This is a genomic window from Actinacidiphila acididurans (assembly GCF_016918855.1).
GTDB classification, from domain to species: Bacteria; Actinomycetota; Actinomycetes; order Streptomycetales; family Streptomycetaceae; genus Actinacidiphila; species Actinacidiphila acididurans.
Genome location: NZ_JADKYB010000018.1, coordinates 78,751 through 94,324, shown reverse-complemented (window position 1 = coordinate 94,324; position 15,574 = coordinate 78,751). Strand labels below are relative to the sequence as shown.

Annotated in this window: 14 protein-coding genes; 5 read left to right on the top strand and 9 right to left on the bottom strand. The window is 71.8% G+C overall.

Translation table 11 applies throughout. The features are described 5' to 3' along the window. Positions 1–460: 460 nt before the first annotated feature. Together ITX44_RS28875 and ITX44_RS28870 are read right to left on the bottom strand one after the other, a co-directional pair. A complete protein-coding gene (locus ITX44_RS28875; protein WP_205360574.1) occupies positions 461–838 on the bottom strand; it encodes a hypothetical protein in 378 nt (125 codons plus the stop codon). Between the two features lie 229 nt (positions 839–1,067). Further along, the gene (locus ITX44_RS28870) at positions 1,068–1,427 is read right to left on the bottom strand and encodes a hypothetical protein (protein WP_236061895.1); all 360 of its coding nucleotides are present in this window, start codon (positions 1,425–1,427) and stop codon (positions 1,068–1,070) included. 118 nt (positions 1,428–1,545) lie between these two features. On the opposite strand from ITX44_RS28870, the gene ITX44_RS28865 reads away from it, so the two are divergent. Next, complete coding sequence (locus ITX44_RS28865) at positions 1,546–1,983, top strand: hypothetical protein (RefSeq protein WP_205360572.1); 438 nt, start codon at positions 1,546–1,548, stop codon at positions 1,981–1,983. 264 nt (positions 1,984–2,247) lie between these two features. Next, positions 2,248–3,318, top strand: a complete 1,071-nt coding sequence (locus tag ITX44_RS28860) for a glycoside hydrolase family 43 protein (RefSeq protein ID WP_205360570.1) — start codon at positions 2,248–2,250, stop codon at positions 3,316–3,318. A gap of 79 nt (positions 3,319–3,397) precedes the next feature. Here the strand turns inward: ITX44_RS28860 and ITX44_RS28855 are convergent, their stop codons facing one another. After that, positions 3,398–4,156: a phosphoglyceromutase gene (locus ITX44_RS28855; protein ID WP_205360568.1), complete on the bottom strand. Its 759-nt coding sequence runs from the start codon at positions 4,154–4,156 to the stop codon at positions 3,398–3,400. Positions 4,157–4,281: 125 nt separating this feature from the next. Here ITX44_RS28855 and ITX44_RS28850 point away from each other — a divergent pair, with 125 nt between their 5' ends. Further along, the gene (locus ITX44_RS28850) at positions 4,282–5,598 is read left to right on the top strand and encodes an MDR family MFS transporter (protein WP_205360566.1); all 1,317 of its coding nucleotides are present in this window, start codon (positions 4,282–4,284) and stop codon (positions 5,596–5,598) included. Between the two features lie 24 nt (positions 5,599–5,622). On the opposite strand, the gene ITX44_RS28845 is transcribed toward ITX44_RS28850, so the two are convergent. The 3 genes from ITX44_RS28845 to ITX44_RS28835 form a co-directional block, all read right to left on the bottom strand. Then, positions 5,623–6,255, bottom strand: coding sequence for a YbjN domain-containing protein (locus ITX44_RS28845; protein WP_205360564.1), 633 nt, complete (start codon positions 6,253–6,255; stop codon positions 5,623–5,625). Next, positions 6,248–7,585 (bottom strand): D-inositol-3-phosphate glycosyltransferase, encoded by a 1,338-nt coding sequence (mshA, locus tag ITX44_RS28840; protein ID WP_372441018.1) that lies wholly within the window; start codon positions 7,583–7,585, stop codon positions 6,248–6,250. The genes ITX44_RS28845 and mshA overlap by 8 nt, the downstream gene beginning before the upstream one ends. Before the next feature lie 318 nt (positions 7,586–7,903). Beyond that, a complete protein-coding gene (locus ITX44_RS28835) occupies positions 7,904–8,695 on the bottom strand; it encodes a class I SAM-dependent methyltransferase (RefSeq protein ID WP_205360561.1) in 792 nt (263 codons plus the stop codon). Positions 8,696–9,722: 1,027 nt separating this feature from the next. Between ITX44_RS28835 and ITX44_RS28830 the strand changes: the two genes are divergently transcribed. Next, complete coding sequence (locus ITX44_RS28830; RefSeq protein WP_443609514.1) at positions 9,723–10,937, top strand: PP2C family protein-serine/threonine phosphatase; 1,215 nt, start codon at positions 9,723–9,725, stop codon at positions 10,935–10,937. Between the two features lie 103 nt (positions 10,938–11,040). Here ITX44_RS28830 and ITX44_RS28825 read toward each other — a convergent pair whose 3' ends face one another. The 3 genes from ITX44_RS28825 to ITX44_RS28815 all read right to left on the bottom strand — a co-directional run bounded on the left by ITX44_RS28825 (position 11,041) and on the right by ITX44_RS28815 (position 12,693). Continuing rightward, positions 11,041–11,406, bottom strand: coding sequence for a DUF2516 family protein (locus tag ITX44_RS28825; RefSeq protein ID WP_205360556.1), 366 nt, complete (start codon positions 11,404–11,406; stop codon positions 11,041–11,043). A gap of 239 nt (positions 11,407–11,645) precedes the next feature. Beyond that, the gene (locus tag ITX44_RS28820; protein WP_205360554.1) at positions 11,646–12,182 is read right to left on the bottom strand and encodes a hypothetical protein; all 537 of its coding nucleotides are present in this window, start codon (positions 12,180–12,182) and stop codon (positions 11,646–11,648) included. After that, positions 12,166–12,693: a helix-turn-helix domain-containing protein gene (locus ITX44_RS28815; RefSeq protein WP_205360552.1), complete on the bottom strand. Its 528-nt coding sequence runs from the start codon at positions 12,691–12,693 to the stop codon at positions 12,166–12,168. Before ITX44_RS28815 ends, ITX44_RS28820 begins: the two co-directional genes overlap by 17 nt. Positions 12,694–12,939: 246 nt before the next feature. Here ITX44_RS28815 and ITX44_RS28810 point away from each other — a divergent pair, with 246 nt between their 5' ends. Continuing rightward, positions 12,940–15,534 (top strand): lantibiotic dehydratase, encoded by a 2,595-nt coding sequence (locus ITX44_RS28810; RefSeq protein WP_205360550.1) that lies wholly within the window; start codon positions 12,940–12,942, stop codon positions 15,532–15,534. The last annotated feature ends 40 nt before the right edge of the window (positions 15,535–15,574 follow it).

The following is a 15,574-nucleotide window of genomic DNA, read 5'->3' as shown; positions in this document are numbered from 1 at the left end:
GTACGTGCGTGGGGCGCGAGAGCGGGGCGCGCGCGCCCCGCACCGCGAGGTGGTATGCCCTTGTGCGCCCTGGATACGCCTTGATACGCCGGATCGTCCGGCGGTTGACTGGCTGGCAGGCCAGCAAGAGGAGGGTGTACCCATGCCGGAATCCGCCACCCCATCGCCCGTCCGTGACCTGCCCGCCTCCGACGCGGAGGCTCCCCTGCGCATCCCGCTCCCCCTGGTCGCCGCCTGCGGCTGCGGCTCGGGCTGCGGCTGCGGCTGCCAGTCCGGCGGCCCCTGCCAATGCGGCGGCTGCACGTCCTGACCCCTCCCGCTGCCGCACCCCAGGCCCCGCCCGCACTTGGGCGGGGCCTGAGCGTTCCCTTTGTCTATGGGCGGGCGCTACGGGCCCGCCTTGTCCAGAGCTTCGGCAGGGCTGCCGGGACCGGCTGCCAGGACGCGTCGCAGGAGTTGGTCAGCCGTGATGTCCGCCGCTGTGGTGGCCGCTGTGGAACCCGCCGCCGGCGTCATGATGCCCGCCCCCGCCGACGAAGCCGGCGGGCTCCAACCCGTGGCCGCCATGCCCATGGTGACCCTGATGTCCGTGGTGGCCGTGGTGGCCCCCGGCCCCATGTCCGGGCTGCTGCTCGATCGCCTCTTGGAGGCATTGGGCACCGACAGCCGACGGTACGACCGCACGGCCGTCGTCACCCCAGTACGCCGACCAGCGCGCAGTCGTCACGCTCCTCCTGGGCCGCCGACCGGCGACGATGATCAGCCCCAGGACCACGGCCACGACGGCGACCACCGCCAGCCCCGCGATGCCCATCGCGAGCACACCCACGATCGCCATCCCCGCTTCTCCCGTCCCCGATCACGCCGAGCCACCCCAGGTCTCCCCCCGGACTGTGCCCCACCCCCCACCCCATGTCACCTGATTTGAGCCTTTCCTGAGCTTTGAACGATCGACAAGGGCCGGCGAGGCCACCCGGCGGAAACGGCGAGCCAGTCGAGATCGGCGATGGGCGGGAGGTCCAGGGGGCGCCGTGCCGTCAGAATGCCAGGCCGTACCCGACGGGACGTCAGAGCCCTTCGACGATGCGGGGTGGGGCGAAGAGGTGACGGGCGCGGTGTTCCATGACCAGTTCGGGCGGCATGGTGCTGCTGGCCAGATCGGAACGGCAGCGGGCGCAGGCCGGATCGGGGTCCGGGACCTGTTCGGCGTGGTGGAGGGCGATGTGGCGGGCCAGCCGGATCTGGGTCGAGAGCACCGAGTCGAAGGGGTCGCAGTCGTACCCCGGGCCCAACTCCTCCCGGGCGGCCTCCACCAGCTCCGGCGCACGCTTCATCGCCTTGTACAGCTCGGCGCACTGCTTGCAGGCCCACATCCACGGCGGCGGCAACGGCCACTCGTCCGCGGAACCGGCGTCCCTGGCGTTCATGGCCACACCGTAGGACCTCCCCACCCCCACTGCCCCCACCTTCGCGACACCTTCACCCGCCCGTGCACCGGCCTCCCGCGGCGCACCCCGGATCGGGCCGTACTCCATCATGTGCGTCATGCCACTGACCTTCGGCCCCGACCGGCAGACCCGCGAATTCACGTGCGACTGCTGCGGTGCCCCCATCGAACGAGCCTGGAACTTCGTCCACGCGAACGGCGCCCCGTACGCGCTCTATTACGCGAACTGCTACCACCACAGGGACCAGGATCATGACGCCTGGATAGACGTGATCTTCGGAACCTGGGGCGTGGGCCCCGACCAGTGGGACGACCACATCTCCTTCGCCTGCCGAGTGGGCCCCGTCGTCGACCGCCCGGGACCCGCTTCCACTCTGGTCACCGCAGGCCTCGTAAACCCCGATGGCCCCCTCTTCGGCCACAAGCTCGACCGGGAAGCCGCCCTGCAGCACCCCCGCCTGCCCGAGTTCTGGCAGGTCTCCGACTTCGTCCTGGAAAACGATCCCTTGGTGCGAGGCCACATCTACGGGCGCTGACCAACCACCTGTCCACGACGACAGGCACCGCGTATCCAGGCGCGGATGCGGCAAGCTGCACCACTGATTGACATGCCCACACCCATTCGGGATGCTGTTGGAATGTGCGCCCAGCGGTGTTGAGCCCTGTGCGGAAGCGGTGGAATCCGGACGGTCAGAGCGCCCAGATCCCCCCTCCGATGCGATTCTGACCGGACGTCGTGCCTCGGTCGGCGTGCCGCCGGCGGACGGCGTCGAAGCGGAGGCCGACCATGGAACGGGACCATGAAGCATCTGCGAAGTCTCAAGGGAGCCTTGGCCTTCACACTGAGCGGTGCCCTGGCCGCGCTGTTGGCGCTGCTGTACCCGGCGCCCGCACAGGCGTCCCAGACCACCATTCACAACGCGGATCCGAGCGTCATCCGGGTCGGCAGCACGTACATCTCGGCGGAGTCGTCCGGCGGGGGTGTCGCGGTGCGGGAGGCGTCCTCCCCGAGCGCGCTGGGGGCGGCGACTTCGCGGAAGGTGTGGTCGGACGCCAAGGGCCGCGGTGAGGTGTGGGCCCCGGAGATCGTGGTGGACGGCGGCCGGTACTACATCTACTTCACGGCCGGCACGGGATCGGCCCACCGGATGTACGTGATCAGTTCGGCCACCGCGAACAGCGGGTACGGCGCGGAGACCGAGCTGGCCCTGCCGGACGACAAGTGGGCCATCGACGGCAACATGTTCACGTTCAACAGTCAGCGGTGGTTCGTCTGGTCGGGCTGGGCGGGCGACACCAACGTCGAGCAGAACCTCTACATCGCCCGGATGAGCAGCCCGACCACGCCGACCGGAGCGCGGTACATCATCTCGCAGCCGCGCGAGAGCTGGGAGCGGGTGGTCGGCAACCCGTACATCAACGAGGCGCCGGCGGCCATCAAGGACCCGAACGGCCAGCTGCACATCGTCTACTCCGCCAACGGAAGCTGGAGCGACCAGTACTGCATGGCCGATCTGCGGCTGCGGTCGGGCGGCGACCCGACCTATGTCTGGGACTGGTACAAGTCGAACGGCTGCCTGTTCGGCTCCCACGCCAACACGATGATGACCGGCTGGGACCCCACCCTCTACGTCGACGGCCCCGGCAGCCACAGCTTCGTCCTGCTCAACGGCGACATCAACACCAGCCCGCCGGCCGGCCCGACCTTCCCCCTGATGTTCACCGCGGTCCCCAAGGGCACCCCGTACTCCTGGTCCAACCGCTACTGGTTCACCGGCACCTTCTGCTGGTGGGGCAACACCACCTACACCCGCGCCGACGTCCCCGGCGCGACCAGCAACACCGGCTGGGGCCTGAAGTTCTTCGAGTAGCCGCGCCCCGACCACCCCACCACCATGCCCCCCGCCCCGCGGAGAACCCGCAGGTCGGGGGCATGGTCAAACAAAAGACCTACTTCTTGCCCTGGTTCTTCACCGCTTCGATCGCCGCCGCGGCCGCTTCGGGGTCGAGGTAGGTGCCGCCGGGGGTGACGGGGCGGAAGTCGGGGGTGAGGTCGTAGACGAGGGGGATGCCGGTGGGGATGTTGAGGGTGGCGATCGCCTCGTCGGAGATCTGGTCGAGGTGCTTGACCAGGGCGCGCAGGGAGTTGCCGTGGGCGGCGACCAGGACCGTGTTGCCGGCCAGGAGGTCGGGGACGATGCCGTCGTACCAGTACGGGAGCATCCGGGCCACGACGTCCTTGAGGCATTCCGTGTCGGGGCGCAGCTCCGGCGGGATCGTGGCGTAGCGCGCGTCGTCGGCCTGGGAGAACTCGGCGTCGGCGGCCAGCGGCGGCGGCGGGACGTCGTAGGAGCGGCGCCACAGCATGAACTGCTCCTCGCCGAACTCCGCGAGGGTCTGCGCCTTGTCCTTGCCCTGCAGCGCACCGTAGTGGCGCTCGTTCAGCCGCCAGGAGCGGCGGACCGGGATCCAGTGGCGGTCCGCGGCCTCCAGCGCCAGCTGCGACGTGCGGATGGCCCGCTTCAGCAGCGAGGTGTGCAGCACATCGGGCAGCAGGCCGGCGTCCTTGAGCAGCTCGCCGCCCCGGACCGCCTCCTTCTCGCCCTTGTCGTTGAGGTTGACGTCCACCCACCCGGTGAACAGGTTCTTCGCGTTCCACTCGCTCTCGCCGTGGCGGAGCAGGATCAGCTTGTACGCAGCAGCAGCCATGGCGCTGAGCCTAATCGAAATGCCGTGGCGCCTCACCGACGCCCTCTGTAATCTGCCCACGGCGGTCGCGGGCATTACAGGGCCCATGACGGGGACGGCCGCGGGGCCGGGAACGGGGAGGCACGGTGGCGGCACTGTCACGCGCGATACGGGAGACGACCGCGGGACTGCCCCGCCAGTTCTGGTGGCTGTGGACCAGCACCCTCGTCAACCGCCTCGGCGGCTTCGTCGTCACCTTCCTGGCCCTCTATCTCACGGTGGACCGCGGCTACTCCGCCTCGTACGCGGGCCTGGTCGCCGCCCTCTACGGGCTCGGCGGCGCGGGCGGCGCGGTCCTCGGCGGAGTCCTCGCCGACCGGGTCGGCCGCCGCAGCACCCTGCTCGTCGCCCAGATCGGCGCGGCCGCCACCACCGCCGTGCTCGGCCTGGTCACCCATCCGGCCGCCATCGCCTGCGTCGCCGCCCTGGCCGGCCTGACCAGCAACGCCTCCCGCCCCGCCCTCCAGGCCATGATCGCCGACCTGGTCCCGCCCGCCGACCGCGTCCGCGCCTTCGCCCTCAACTACTGGGCGATCAACATCGGTTTCGGCGTCTCGGCCGCCGCGGCCGGCTTCATCGCCGAGGTCGGCTACCTGTGGCTGTTCCTGGGTGACGCGCTCACCACCGTGCTGTGCGCGCTCGTCGTGTACGCCAAGGCCCGCGAGACCCTCCCGGCGCGTGAGCCGCACACCCCGGACCCGGCGCGGCCCGCGAAGGACGTCCGCGAGACCCGCTTGGCCGACGTCCTGCGCGACCAGCGCTTCATGGCCCTGGTCGCGCTCACCTTCCTGCTCGGCAGCGTGATGCAGCAGGGCAACTCCACCCTCGCCGTCGACATGGGCGACCATGGCCTGTCCGCCCGCCAGTTCGGCCTGGTCGCCGCGATCAACGGCGTACTGATCGTCATCCTGCAGATCCCGGTGACCCGCCTCCTGCGCGACCGTTCCACCGCGGGCCTGCTGGCCGCCGGCTCCCTGCTGGCGTGCTGGGGCTTCGGGCTGACCGCCTTCGCCGGCACGGTCGGGATGTACGCCCTGACGGTCGTGGTGTGGACGGTCGGCGAGATCGTGCACGCCCCGGCGTCCATGTCGGTGGTCGCCGACCTGGCCCCGGCCCGGGCGCGCGGCCGCTACCAGGGCATGTACACGCTGGCCTGGTCGGCCGCCTCCTTCGCCGGGCCGCTGGCGGGTGGCCTCACCCTGGACCTCCTCGGCCGCGACGCGGTGTGGGCCGGCTGCGCCCTGGTCGGTACGGTCACCGCGGCCGGCTACTACGTCCTGCTGCGCACCCGCCACGCTCCCGTCGCCGTCCCGGTCCCGGCGGCCCCCGCGCAAGCCGCCGCTCCGGCGGACCCGCACCCCCAGGACGTCCCCGCGCGCGAGGCGGGCGCCCCGGGCCGCTGAGTCGGCGGTCGTACGAGGGCCCGCTCAGCCCTCCTCGGCGATCAGCCGCGCGAAAGCGTCCAGATTGCGGGTCGACTCCCCCCGCGACACCCGCCACGCGTACTCCTTGCGGATGGACGTGGCGAAGCCCAGCTCCAGCAGGGTGTTGAAGGGGCCGTCGGAGTGTTCGGCGACCGCGCCGAGCAGCCGGTCCACCTCGTCGGGCCGGACCGCGGCCAGCGGCACCCGCGCGGTCAGGTAGACGTCGCCGAGCCGGTCCACCGCGTACGCGACGCCGTACATCCGCAGATTCCGCTCCAGCAGCCAGCGGTAGACGGCCTCGTGGTTCTCGTCGGGGCGGCGCACCACGAAGGCGTTGAGCGACAGGGTGTGCCGGCCGACGATGAGCTGGCAGGTGGTGGACAGCTTGCGGGTGCCGGGCAGCTGGGTGACGTACGTGCCCGGGCGCGGCGCGTCCCACTCCAGGCCGGCCTCGGCCAGCGCCTGCTCGACGGCCTGCCGGGCCTGCCGCTGCTCGGGCCCGTCCGGGCCGCCGGCCCCTTCCGGTACGCCGTCGGATCCGTGCTCCGGGCGTACGCCTGTCCCGGGTACGCGCTCCCGTACGCCGCCGTCTTGTACGCCGTCGTCGCCGGCGTCCTCGCCGCTGCCGTCAGCCATGGGCCGATCGTAGGCGACGGCGGTGGTCGTGCAGCGCCGCCGCGTACACCTCGGCCGTGTCCCTCGCCGCGGTGTCCCAGCCGAAGCCGCGGGCGTGCCCGGCCGCGGCGGCGCCGAGGCGCTCGGTGAGGTCCGGCCGGTCGACGAAGCGGCGCAGCACCCGGGCGTAGTCGTGCGGGTCGTGCCCGGGGACCAGGAAGCCGGTGTGCTCGTCGCGCACCGCCACCGGCAGCCCGCCGACCCGCGCCGCGATCACCGGGGTGCCGCACGCCTGCGCCTCGATGGCCACCAGCCCGAACGATTCGCTGTGCGAGGGCATCACCAGGACGGTCGCCGCCCGGTACCAGTCGGCCAGCCGCGTCTGGTCCACCGGCGGCTGGAACCGTACGACGTCGCTCACGCCGAGCGTGGCCGCCAGCTTGTGCAGCGCCTCGGGGCGGGCCAGCCCGGTGCCGCTCGGGCCGCCGACCACGGGCACGACCAGCCGGTCGCGCAGTGCCGGGTCCTCCGCGAGCAGCACCGCGACCGCCCGGATCAGCACGTCGGGCGCCTTCAGCGGCTGGATCCGGCCCGCGAACAGCGGGACCACCGCGTCCTGCGGCAGGCCGAGCCGCGCGCGGGCCGCGGCCCTGCCCTCACCAGGCCGGAAGAGGTCCAGGTCCACGCCCGGATGGACGACCGCGACCTTGCCGGGCGCCGCGTCGTAGTGCCGTACCAGCTCCCCGGCCTCCTCCGCGGTGTTCGCGATCAGCCGGTCCGCGGCGTCCACCACCTGCGTCTCGCCGATCACCCGGGCGAGCGGTTCGGGGCAGTCGTCGGCGGCCAGCGCGGCGTTCTTGACCTTGGCCATCGTGTGCATGGCGTGCACCAGCGGCACGCCCCAGCGCTGTGCGGCCAGCCAGCCCACCTGGCCGGACAGCCAGTAGTGCGAGTGGACCAGGTCGTAGTGGCCCGGGCGGTTGCCCGCCCATGCCTGCATCACGCCGTGCGTGAACGCGCAGAGCTGCGCCGGCAGGTCCTCCTTGGCCAGACCCTCGTACGGCCCCGCCGTCACGTGCCGCACCAGCACCCCGGGGGCCAGCTCCACGCACGGCGGCAGAGCGCCGGTGGTCCCGCGCGTGAAGACCTCCACCTCCATGCCCCGCTCGGCCAGCCGCTTGGCCAGCTCCACGATGTACACGTTCATCCCGCCGGCGTCCCCGGTGCCCGGCTGATGCAAGGGCGAGGTGTGCACGCTCAGCATGGCCACCCGCCGCACCCGCCGTCCCGACGGCCACCGCGCGTGCGGCCGACCGGACAGCGACGCGAGCCGGGACGTGTGCTTGGTCACTTCCCTGTTCCTTTCGCCGTGCCGTCCTACCGTTCTGCGCGGGGTCGCTGGGCGCTGGGCCGCAAACGCCGTGCCAACCCCCGTCAACACCGGAATGGGGAGTTCCATTTCCGGTCGGGGGGAGCTGTCGCCGAATCGATACCAAGAGGAGGCTTTTCGGGGGCCCGTGGGGGGACGGTGCCGTACTCCTGTGGAGCTCGCGCTCTCCGGGCTTGGGCTTGGGCGCCGCGGTCCCTCGCCGTTGGCTTGCGCCCCTGGAAGTCGGTGCCCTACCCCGCCGGGGGCGCAACCCGCCGTTGCACCTGCGGCGCGTTGCCGTCAGGCGTGGGGCGCGACCGCGGACCAGGCGAGGGTGACCTCGCCCTGGCGCCAGCGGGAGGGGCCGTCGGTGACGGGCCAGCCGTCGGCGCGAAGGGAACGCACCGCCGCGGCCCACCGTTGCCGCGCGCCCAGGGTGGACAGGGGCGCCGCGGTGGCCCAGGCCCGGTCGAAGGCGGTCAGGAACGCATGGACCGGCTCACCCTGGACGTTGCGGTGGATCAACGCCTTGGGCAGCCGTTCGGCCAGGTCGGAGGGCCGGGTCAGGGAGCCGAGCCGGGTGGCGAAGGTCACCGTGCGGGGCCCCTCCGGGCCGAGCGCCACCCATACGTGGCGGCGGCCGATCTCGTCGCAGGTGCCCTCGACCAGCAGACCGCCGGGCGCGAGCCGGGCGCGCAACCGTTCCCAGACGGCCGCGACCTCGGCCTCGTCGTACTGCCGCAGGACGTTCGCGGCCCGTATCAGCACGGGTCGCCGGCCGCCCGGCAGCGGCACCTCGAAGCCGCCGTGCGCGAAGGTGAGCCCGTCGCGGGCGTACGGTTGCGCGGCCGCGACCCGCGCGGGGTCGATCTCGATGCCCGTCACCGTCAGGTCCGGCCGTACGGTGCGCAGCCGCCCGAGCAGCTCGACGGCGGTCCAGGGTGCGGCTCCGTAACCGAGGTCCACCGCGATCGGGTCGGATGTCCGGCGCAGTTGGGCGGCGAACGTCGCCGCGATCCACCGGTCCATTCGGCGCAGGCGGTTCGGGTTGGTCGTGCCGCGGGTGACCGTGCCGATCGTCCGCGGGTTCATGGGTTGAGCGTATAGGTGGCCGTACTCCTTTTGAGCTCGCGCTCTCCGGGCTTGGACTGGTCGAAAATCGGTGCCCTCGCCTTTGGCCTGCGCCCCTGGAAGTCGGTGCCTACCCCGCCGGGGCGGCAACCCGCGGTTTCGGTGCCCTACTTCTCCAGAGCGGCAACTCGCCGTTGCACCTGCGGTGCGTCGCCGGCTGCCGCCGGTTCGCGGCTGGTCGCGCCCCCCCGGCGCCAGCCCCACATCAGGCAGAGCCCCGCGCCCCTTGGGTGACCGTCCTCCCGCTGCAGCCGCGCCTCCGCAGCAGCACCGCACTCCCCCGCACAACAACCCACCGTCACCCCCTCCGTACACGGCCAAGCCCCTACCCCAACCACAGCAACCCACCCCGCCCGGCACCAGCCGCAGGTCCCGTGCGGGCAGAACCCGCACAACCCCCGCACCACCCCAAAAGCGCCCCTCCCGAAAGGCCACCCCCGGCCACAGGGGATTCATAGTCGGCTGAAATAAGGTGAACGTTCACCGTGGGGTGAGCGTATGTATTGCTGTAGGTGGGGAAGAGGATCGCGACCGGGGCATGGTTGTGACCTGTAGGCGTGATGTTCGTCATGTGCGGACCGGCACATCGGGGGTGAAATCCCCCGCTGGCCACCGCATATGACCGTGGCGGTTTACAACTGGCTCTCCCGTCACGCCCATCGCAGCCATTAGGGTCACCCGTGACCCTCGGGGAGGGAAGGAGTCGGGTGTGATGTCCGCACGGCGCGGCACTGAACGGCCCTCAGCCACCGCACCCGGTGCAGAGGGCGGGACGGTCATGCCCGCGGACGGGCACGACGGGCTGGCGGCGCACGACGGCGACGACCAGGCCCGCGACCTCGATCCGGACACGCCCGGTCATCCACAGGCCGCCGGCGAAACCGGCGCCGCGGCGGAGTTCCCCGTGGGGGACCTCGCGGACGTGGACGGCGGCGTGCCCGGCCTGGACGGCTTGGACGACCTGGACCTGGGCGAGCAGGGGCTGGACCTGCCCGGGGCGGTGACGCTGCCGCGGCAGCGGACGAACGGGGCCGGGCCGCTCACGCTGACGCTGCTGGTGATCGGGGACGACCCGACCAGCGCGTTCACGGCGCCGTACTTCGAGGAGAAGGGCGGCCCGCGGATCAAGGTGCTGCGTGCGGCCAATCTGACCGCGGCGGGCCGGCTGCTCACCGACGGCGTGCACTGCATCCTGCTCGACCTGCCGGACGTGCTGGCGAGCCTGCGGCAGGTGAACCGGCTGGCGCCGGGCACGGCGGTACTGGTGCTGACCGACGGCCCCGACGACGGCCGGGCGGCCGAGGCGGTACGGATCGGCGCGCAGGACCACCTGTCGCGGCACGACGTGGGCGCGGCGACCGTGACCAGGGCGGTGCGGTACGCGGTGGAGCGCAAGCGGGCGGACCTCGCCCAGCGGCAGCTCACCGAGTCGCGGCTGCTGGCGCAGGAGAACTCCCGGCTGGAGCGCGGCCTGCTGCCGACGCCGCTGCTGGAGGGCGCGGCGGGCCTGCGGTTCGCCGCGCGGTACCGGCCCGGCCGCAGCCGCGCGCTGCTCGGCGGCGACTTCTACGACACCGTGCGCACCGCGGACGGCACCGTGCACGCGATGATCGGCGACGTGTGCGGGCACGGCCCGGACGCGGCGGCGCTCGGCGTGGAACTGCGCATCGCCTGGCGCGCGCTGACCTTCGCCGGGCTGGGCGGCGAGCAACTGCTGCACACGATGCAGGAGGTGCTGGTCCACGAACGGGCCAGCGAGGAGATTTTCGCCACCTTGTGCCTGGTGGACATCGCCGCGGACGGCGACCTGGCCTGCCTGTACCTGGCCGGCCACCCCGCGCCGCTGGTGGCGGGCCCCGGCCGGGTGCCGGCGCTGCTGCCCTGCGACGAGCCCGGGCCCGCGCTCGGGCTGCTGCCGGACGCCTCGTGGGAGCGGGTGCCGGTCCGGCTGGACGGCGAGTGGGCGCTGATGCTCTACACCGACGGCCTGATCGAGGGCCGGGTGGACGGCAGCAGGCAGCGGCTCGGCCAGGACGGCATGGTGCGGCTGGCCGCCCGCCTCCTCGCCTCGGGGCTGCGCGGCGAGGGCTTCCTCGACGCGGCGGTCACGGAGGTGCGCGAGCTCAACGGCGGCGAACTGACGGACGACGTGGCGGTGGTGCTGCTGGAGCGGCAGCCGCTGGAGGGGCCGGCGAAGGGCTGAGGTCCTGGGGTCCCCGGGGCAGATGCCGTCCTGATCGGCGCGCGGGGTGCGGCCGGGCGTGCGTACCGCCGGCCGTCCCCCGTATCGGCTGTGTATCGGCGTCTCAGCGGCGGCCGTTGTACGGGCCGTACGGGCCGTCGCTGCTGCTGCCGCGGTTACGGCGCCGGAAGGCCGTCCGGTTGCCGCCCGTGCCGCGCCCGGTGACCTGCCGGACGGCGGGGCGTACGTCGACCATGTACACGATCACGGCGACGAGGCCGATGATCGGCAGGAACGAGAGGATCGAGACGAACTTCATCACCACGGCGGCCAGGCCCAGCACGACCAGCCAGAACGGCTTGGACTTCTTGTCCGCGGCGCGGTATGCGTCCTCGCGGTGAATGGCCGCGTCGACGAAGGCGAACAGCGCGAAGAGGAAGAGCGCCCAGGAAAGCAGGGCGATGACTCCGAAGAACCCCGTGATCAGCATGCCGTCCACCGCCTAGCGTGTCGCTTCGTCCGCCGGCCACCACCGTACCGGTCCCACCGGGACAACGACCCGGTACGGAGTTCGGTGCCCGCACTTCTTGGCGTCACTCATACGGGTACCGGTTTCCGGGGGCTGCTCTCACGGGTGCTGCTCTCCGGACGCCCCTTCCGGCGCCGTCCCCGCCCGGCCGCGGAACCGGTACGGCACCGCGGGCCGGCGGGGGCGGGCACCGGCAGGTGTCACTTGGCCGGCTTCTTCGGGGTCGACCTGCGGGCCGCCGGCTTCTTGACGGGCTCGTCCTTGGCCTCGGCGGCCTGGTCCTTGTCCGGCTCGACGGCGGCGGCGATCTCCACCACCTCGTCGGCGGTCTGGCCGCGCCAGTTCGCGACGGCGCCCTTGCCGCGCGCGGCGAGGTCGTCGTACGTCTCGCGCAGCGCCACAGCGGCGCCGGCCGCGCGGCCCACGCCCTGGAGGGCGGCGCTCTGCACGGACTCGCTGATCCGGCGGACGTCCCGCAGTTCCTTCAGGTCCAGCTCGTGCCAGGTCTGCTGGACCTTGGTCTGGGCGTCCTTGGCCTGGGCGGTGACCCGCTCCTGGACCGCCTTGGGGTCGGTGCCGCGCAGCTTCTCCAGCCGCTCGGGCGCCTCGTCCCGGATCCGCACCAGCAGCGGGGGCACTTCCCGCAGCTTCTGCGCGGCCAGGTCCGCCGCGCCCGCGACCGCGTACAGCGGGGTGGGGTTGCGGAGGTTCTTCACGATGTCATCGGTGATCGCCATGATCGGTTTCCTCCCGTACGGGTCCGCGCGCGTCGTGGCGTCCGGCCCCGGCTTTCGTGTCGTTCCCGTGGTCGTCCCGGGGATCCCCGGGCTCACGGCCGTCCTGGTCGCCCCGCTCGCCGCCGGCATCGTCGCCGGCCGCCGGGTCCTCCGGTACGGGGTTCCCTTCCGCGGCCGCGGCATTCTCCTTGCGGAAGGACTCGTAGATCTGGATGAGCACCTGCTTCTGGCGCTCGTTGATCGACGGGTCGGTGAGGATCGCGGCCGGCACCTCCAGCGCGTCCCGCTCCCGTGCGTCGAGGATTCCGGCCTGCACGTAGAGCGTCTCGGCCGATATCCGCAGCGCCTTCGCGAGCTGCTGCAGGATCTCCGCGCTGGGCTTGCGCAGCCCGCGCTCGATCTGGCTCAGATACGGATTCGACACCCCGGCCGCGTCCGCGAGCTGCCGCAGGCTGAGCTGCGCACTGCGCCGCTGCTCCCGCAGATACTCCCCGAGCTTCAGGGTTCCCATGCCTTCCAGCGTCCCCCATTCCGCTAACTTTTGCAAGCAACCCGCTTGCAAGTGTTCCCGCCACGCGTTGCGGCTGGGACACAGGACGACAGATGTCGCATTCGCGGGACAACCACCCCCGCCCCAAAGAATGATCAAGCCACTCTTTGGCTTGAAGTCGGCGAGCCTTGCATATGCCATTGAATACGCCCCACTGCATGACTAGCGTCACTCCCGTTGCGAGCACTGAGCCGCCGAGGGGCACGCATGGACACGCGAGCGCAGCGTCAAAACGACGCGCGACTTCGAGGTGACAAGACCCTGACCAGCCACTTCAATGACCACAACGAGTGGGCGCTCGCGCCGATCATGCTGCTGCGCCACGCCGGATTCCCCAGCTCTCTCCTGCGGCACGTGGCCGACTCGTCGACCGCCGAAGCCGCGGATGCCGTACTCGCCCACTGCGATGAGGCGCTGGGGATCGGCCAGCGGTTGAAAGCGGTATTACGTGCGGAGCGCGTGGGCACGAAGGGCGACATCGCCTCCGGCGTGGGCATGCTGCGTCCCTTCCCGCCCCGCGACCTCGCGCGCTTGGAGCAGGACCTCGGCCCGTCGGCCATGGCGACGGTCAAGCGCTACCAGGACGCGGTGCTGACCCTGGACAGCGCGTGGGTCGCCTTCGAGAAGGATCACGCCGCCGCGCTGGCCCGCGGTCGCGAGACCGTCCTGCGCCTCTTCCGGGACCCCGCGCTCCAGCAGGTCCTGCTCCTGTCGAACGACGCGCGGTTCGAGGAGTTCGCCGGCTGGATCGACGGTGGTGGAGGGGGATCGGACGGGCACGTCAGGCGCATGACCGACCTGCTCACCATGTACCTCCAGCGGGTCACGACGAAGAACGAGACCCACTCGCACTTCGGCCCCCTGGCGGTGGCCCGGGTGGCACCCGACACCGCGGGGATCTCCTGGTCCACCGGTCCACTGCGACGCGTCGCCTTCCTGAGCCACTGGGCGGGCGAGGCGATGGCCGAGGCATTCAGCGGCCGCCCCGAGCTCTTCGAGACCGTACGTCCACGGCGGCGCCCGCTCGCGTTCGGCCAGGACTCCCGGATCCGGCGGTACGCGTTCGAGACGCGCACCGGCATGCCGGACGACTGGCGCTTCACCGAGGTGACGGCCGACACGTTCGACGACGACCAGTCATGGCTGTGGGAACGATGCGACGGCGAGCACACGGTGGCACAGCTGCGCGCCGATTGGATGCGCCGCGGCAGCACCTCGCCCGGTCGCACCTTCGACGAGGTGCTGCGCGAACTGGTGGCCAAGGACTGGCTGACCGCGCGCTGGGAGATTCCCGTCGGGGCCGCCGATCCGCTCCGGACGCTGTCGGGACACCTGGAAGAGGGAGCGGAAGGGGCGGCCGAACTCGCGGTGGTGCGGTGGTTCGCCGACACGCTGCGCCGGTTCGCCGACGGCCCGGTCGAGGACCGTGCCGCCCTGTTGGGCCGCCTCAAGGAGACCTTCGAGGAGGTCACCGGGACCGCGGCCAACCGTTCCCAGGGTCTGCACTACTCCGACCGGAGCGTCCTCTACGAGGAGGCGTACAGCCCGGTCAGGAACATGACCCTCGGCGAAGACCTCGGGAACGTCATCAGTCGCGAGCTGTCCGTGGTCTACGACCTGACACTTCTCGCACCCCGGCTCCGTGTCCGCCGCGAGCAGGAAATCCTGCGCCGCTGGACGGAGGACCGTTTCGGCCTGGGAAACCCCGTTGCCCTCCAGCACTTCTACGCCGGCTTCTTCGAGGACAAGCCGCAACTCGCCCGACTGTGCGAGGAAGTGGACCGGGACATCGCGGCGCTCGACCAGGAGATCACGGACGTACTGCTGGCCGGGACCACCGGTGATCAGCACGAGACGGTCGTGGACCGGGACCGGCTGGAGGAACTGCTCGCCCGCCATCCGGCCACGCCACCGGCCCTGTGCAATCCGGACGTCATGCTCGCCGCGCGGGACGCCGACGCCCTCGCCGACGGCGACTTCCTCGCGGTCGTGGGCGACTGCCATGCCGTCCGCGAGGCCCTCACCCACTCCAGCTTCGCCCCGATGATGCAGGCGCAGGCCCCGGACCTGCTCGACGAGGTCTACGCCCGGTACCAGAGCCTGCTCGACGAGGACGAGGTGCTGATCGACCTCTCCCGCGCGCATCCCGACAAAACCGCCGCCCAACTGACCTACCCCTGCCCGGACCTGGAGGTTCACGGGCTGTCCCCGAAAAGCCGGGACACCGTGCTCCAGCCCGACCGGCTGTACCTCGTGGCCACCGCCGAACGCCTGGAGTTGCGCGCCCAGGGAGTGGAAGGCCGGCTGAAGCTGCTCGCTCCGCTGGCGGGCGGACCCAGCATCCGCCAGGACCCGCTCTCCCCGTTCGCCTTCCCCCGGCACTTCGGGGGCGTCGGCATACGCAGCGTCGGCCTCGACCATCTGCCGCGCATCCGCTGCGGCCGTATCGTCCTGCACCGGGAGCGCTGGCGCATCCCCGCGAACGCCCTTCGCGGCTGGAGCCCGGGGACGCGCCCGGCGAAGGGGGACGCGGCCGAGTTCGCCGCCGCCGGCAAGCTGCGCCGCGACCTGGGTCTGCCCCGCCACGGCTTCCTGAAGATCCCCGGCGAGCCGAAGCCGGTGTATGTCGACTGGGAGTCCCCTCTCGTCGTCAGACAGATCTTCCGTCTTTCCCGGAAATCGGATTCCCCGCTGGAATTCAGCGAGATGCTCCCGTCGCCGGAAGAGCTCTGGCTCGACATCGACGGAGAACGTCACACGAGCGAACTGCGCTGTGCGGTCTTCTCCCGCGGTTCCCACTGACTTCATGACTGCTTGACTGCACCACTTCGAGGATGCCCCC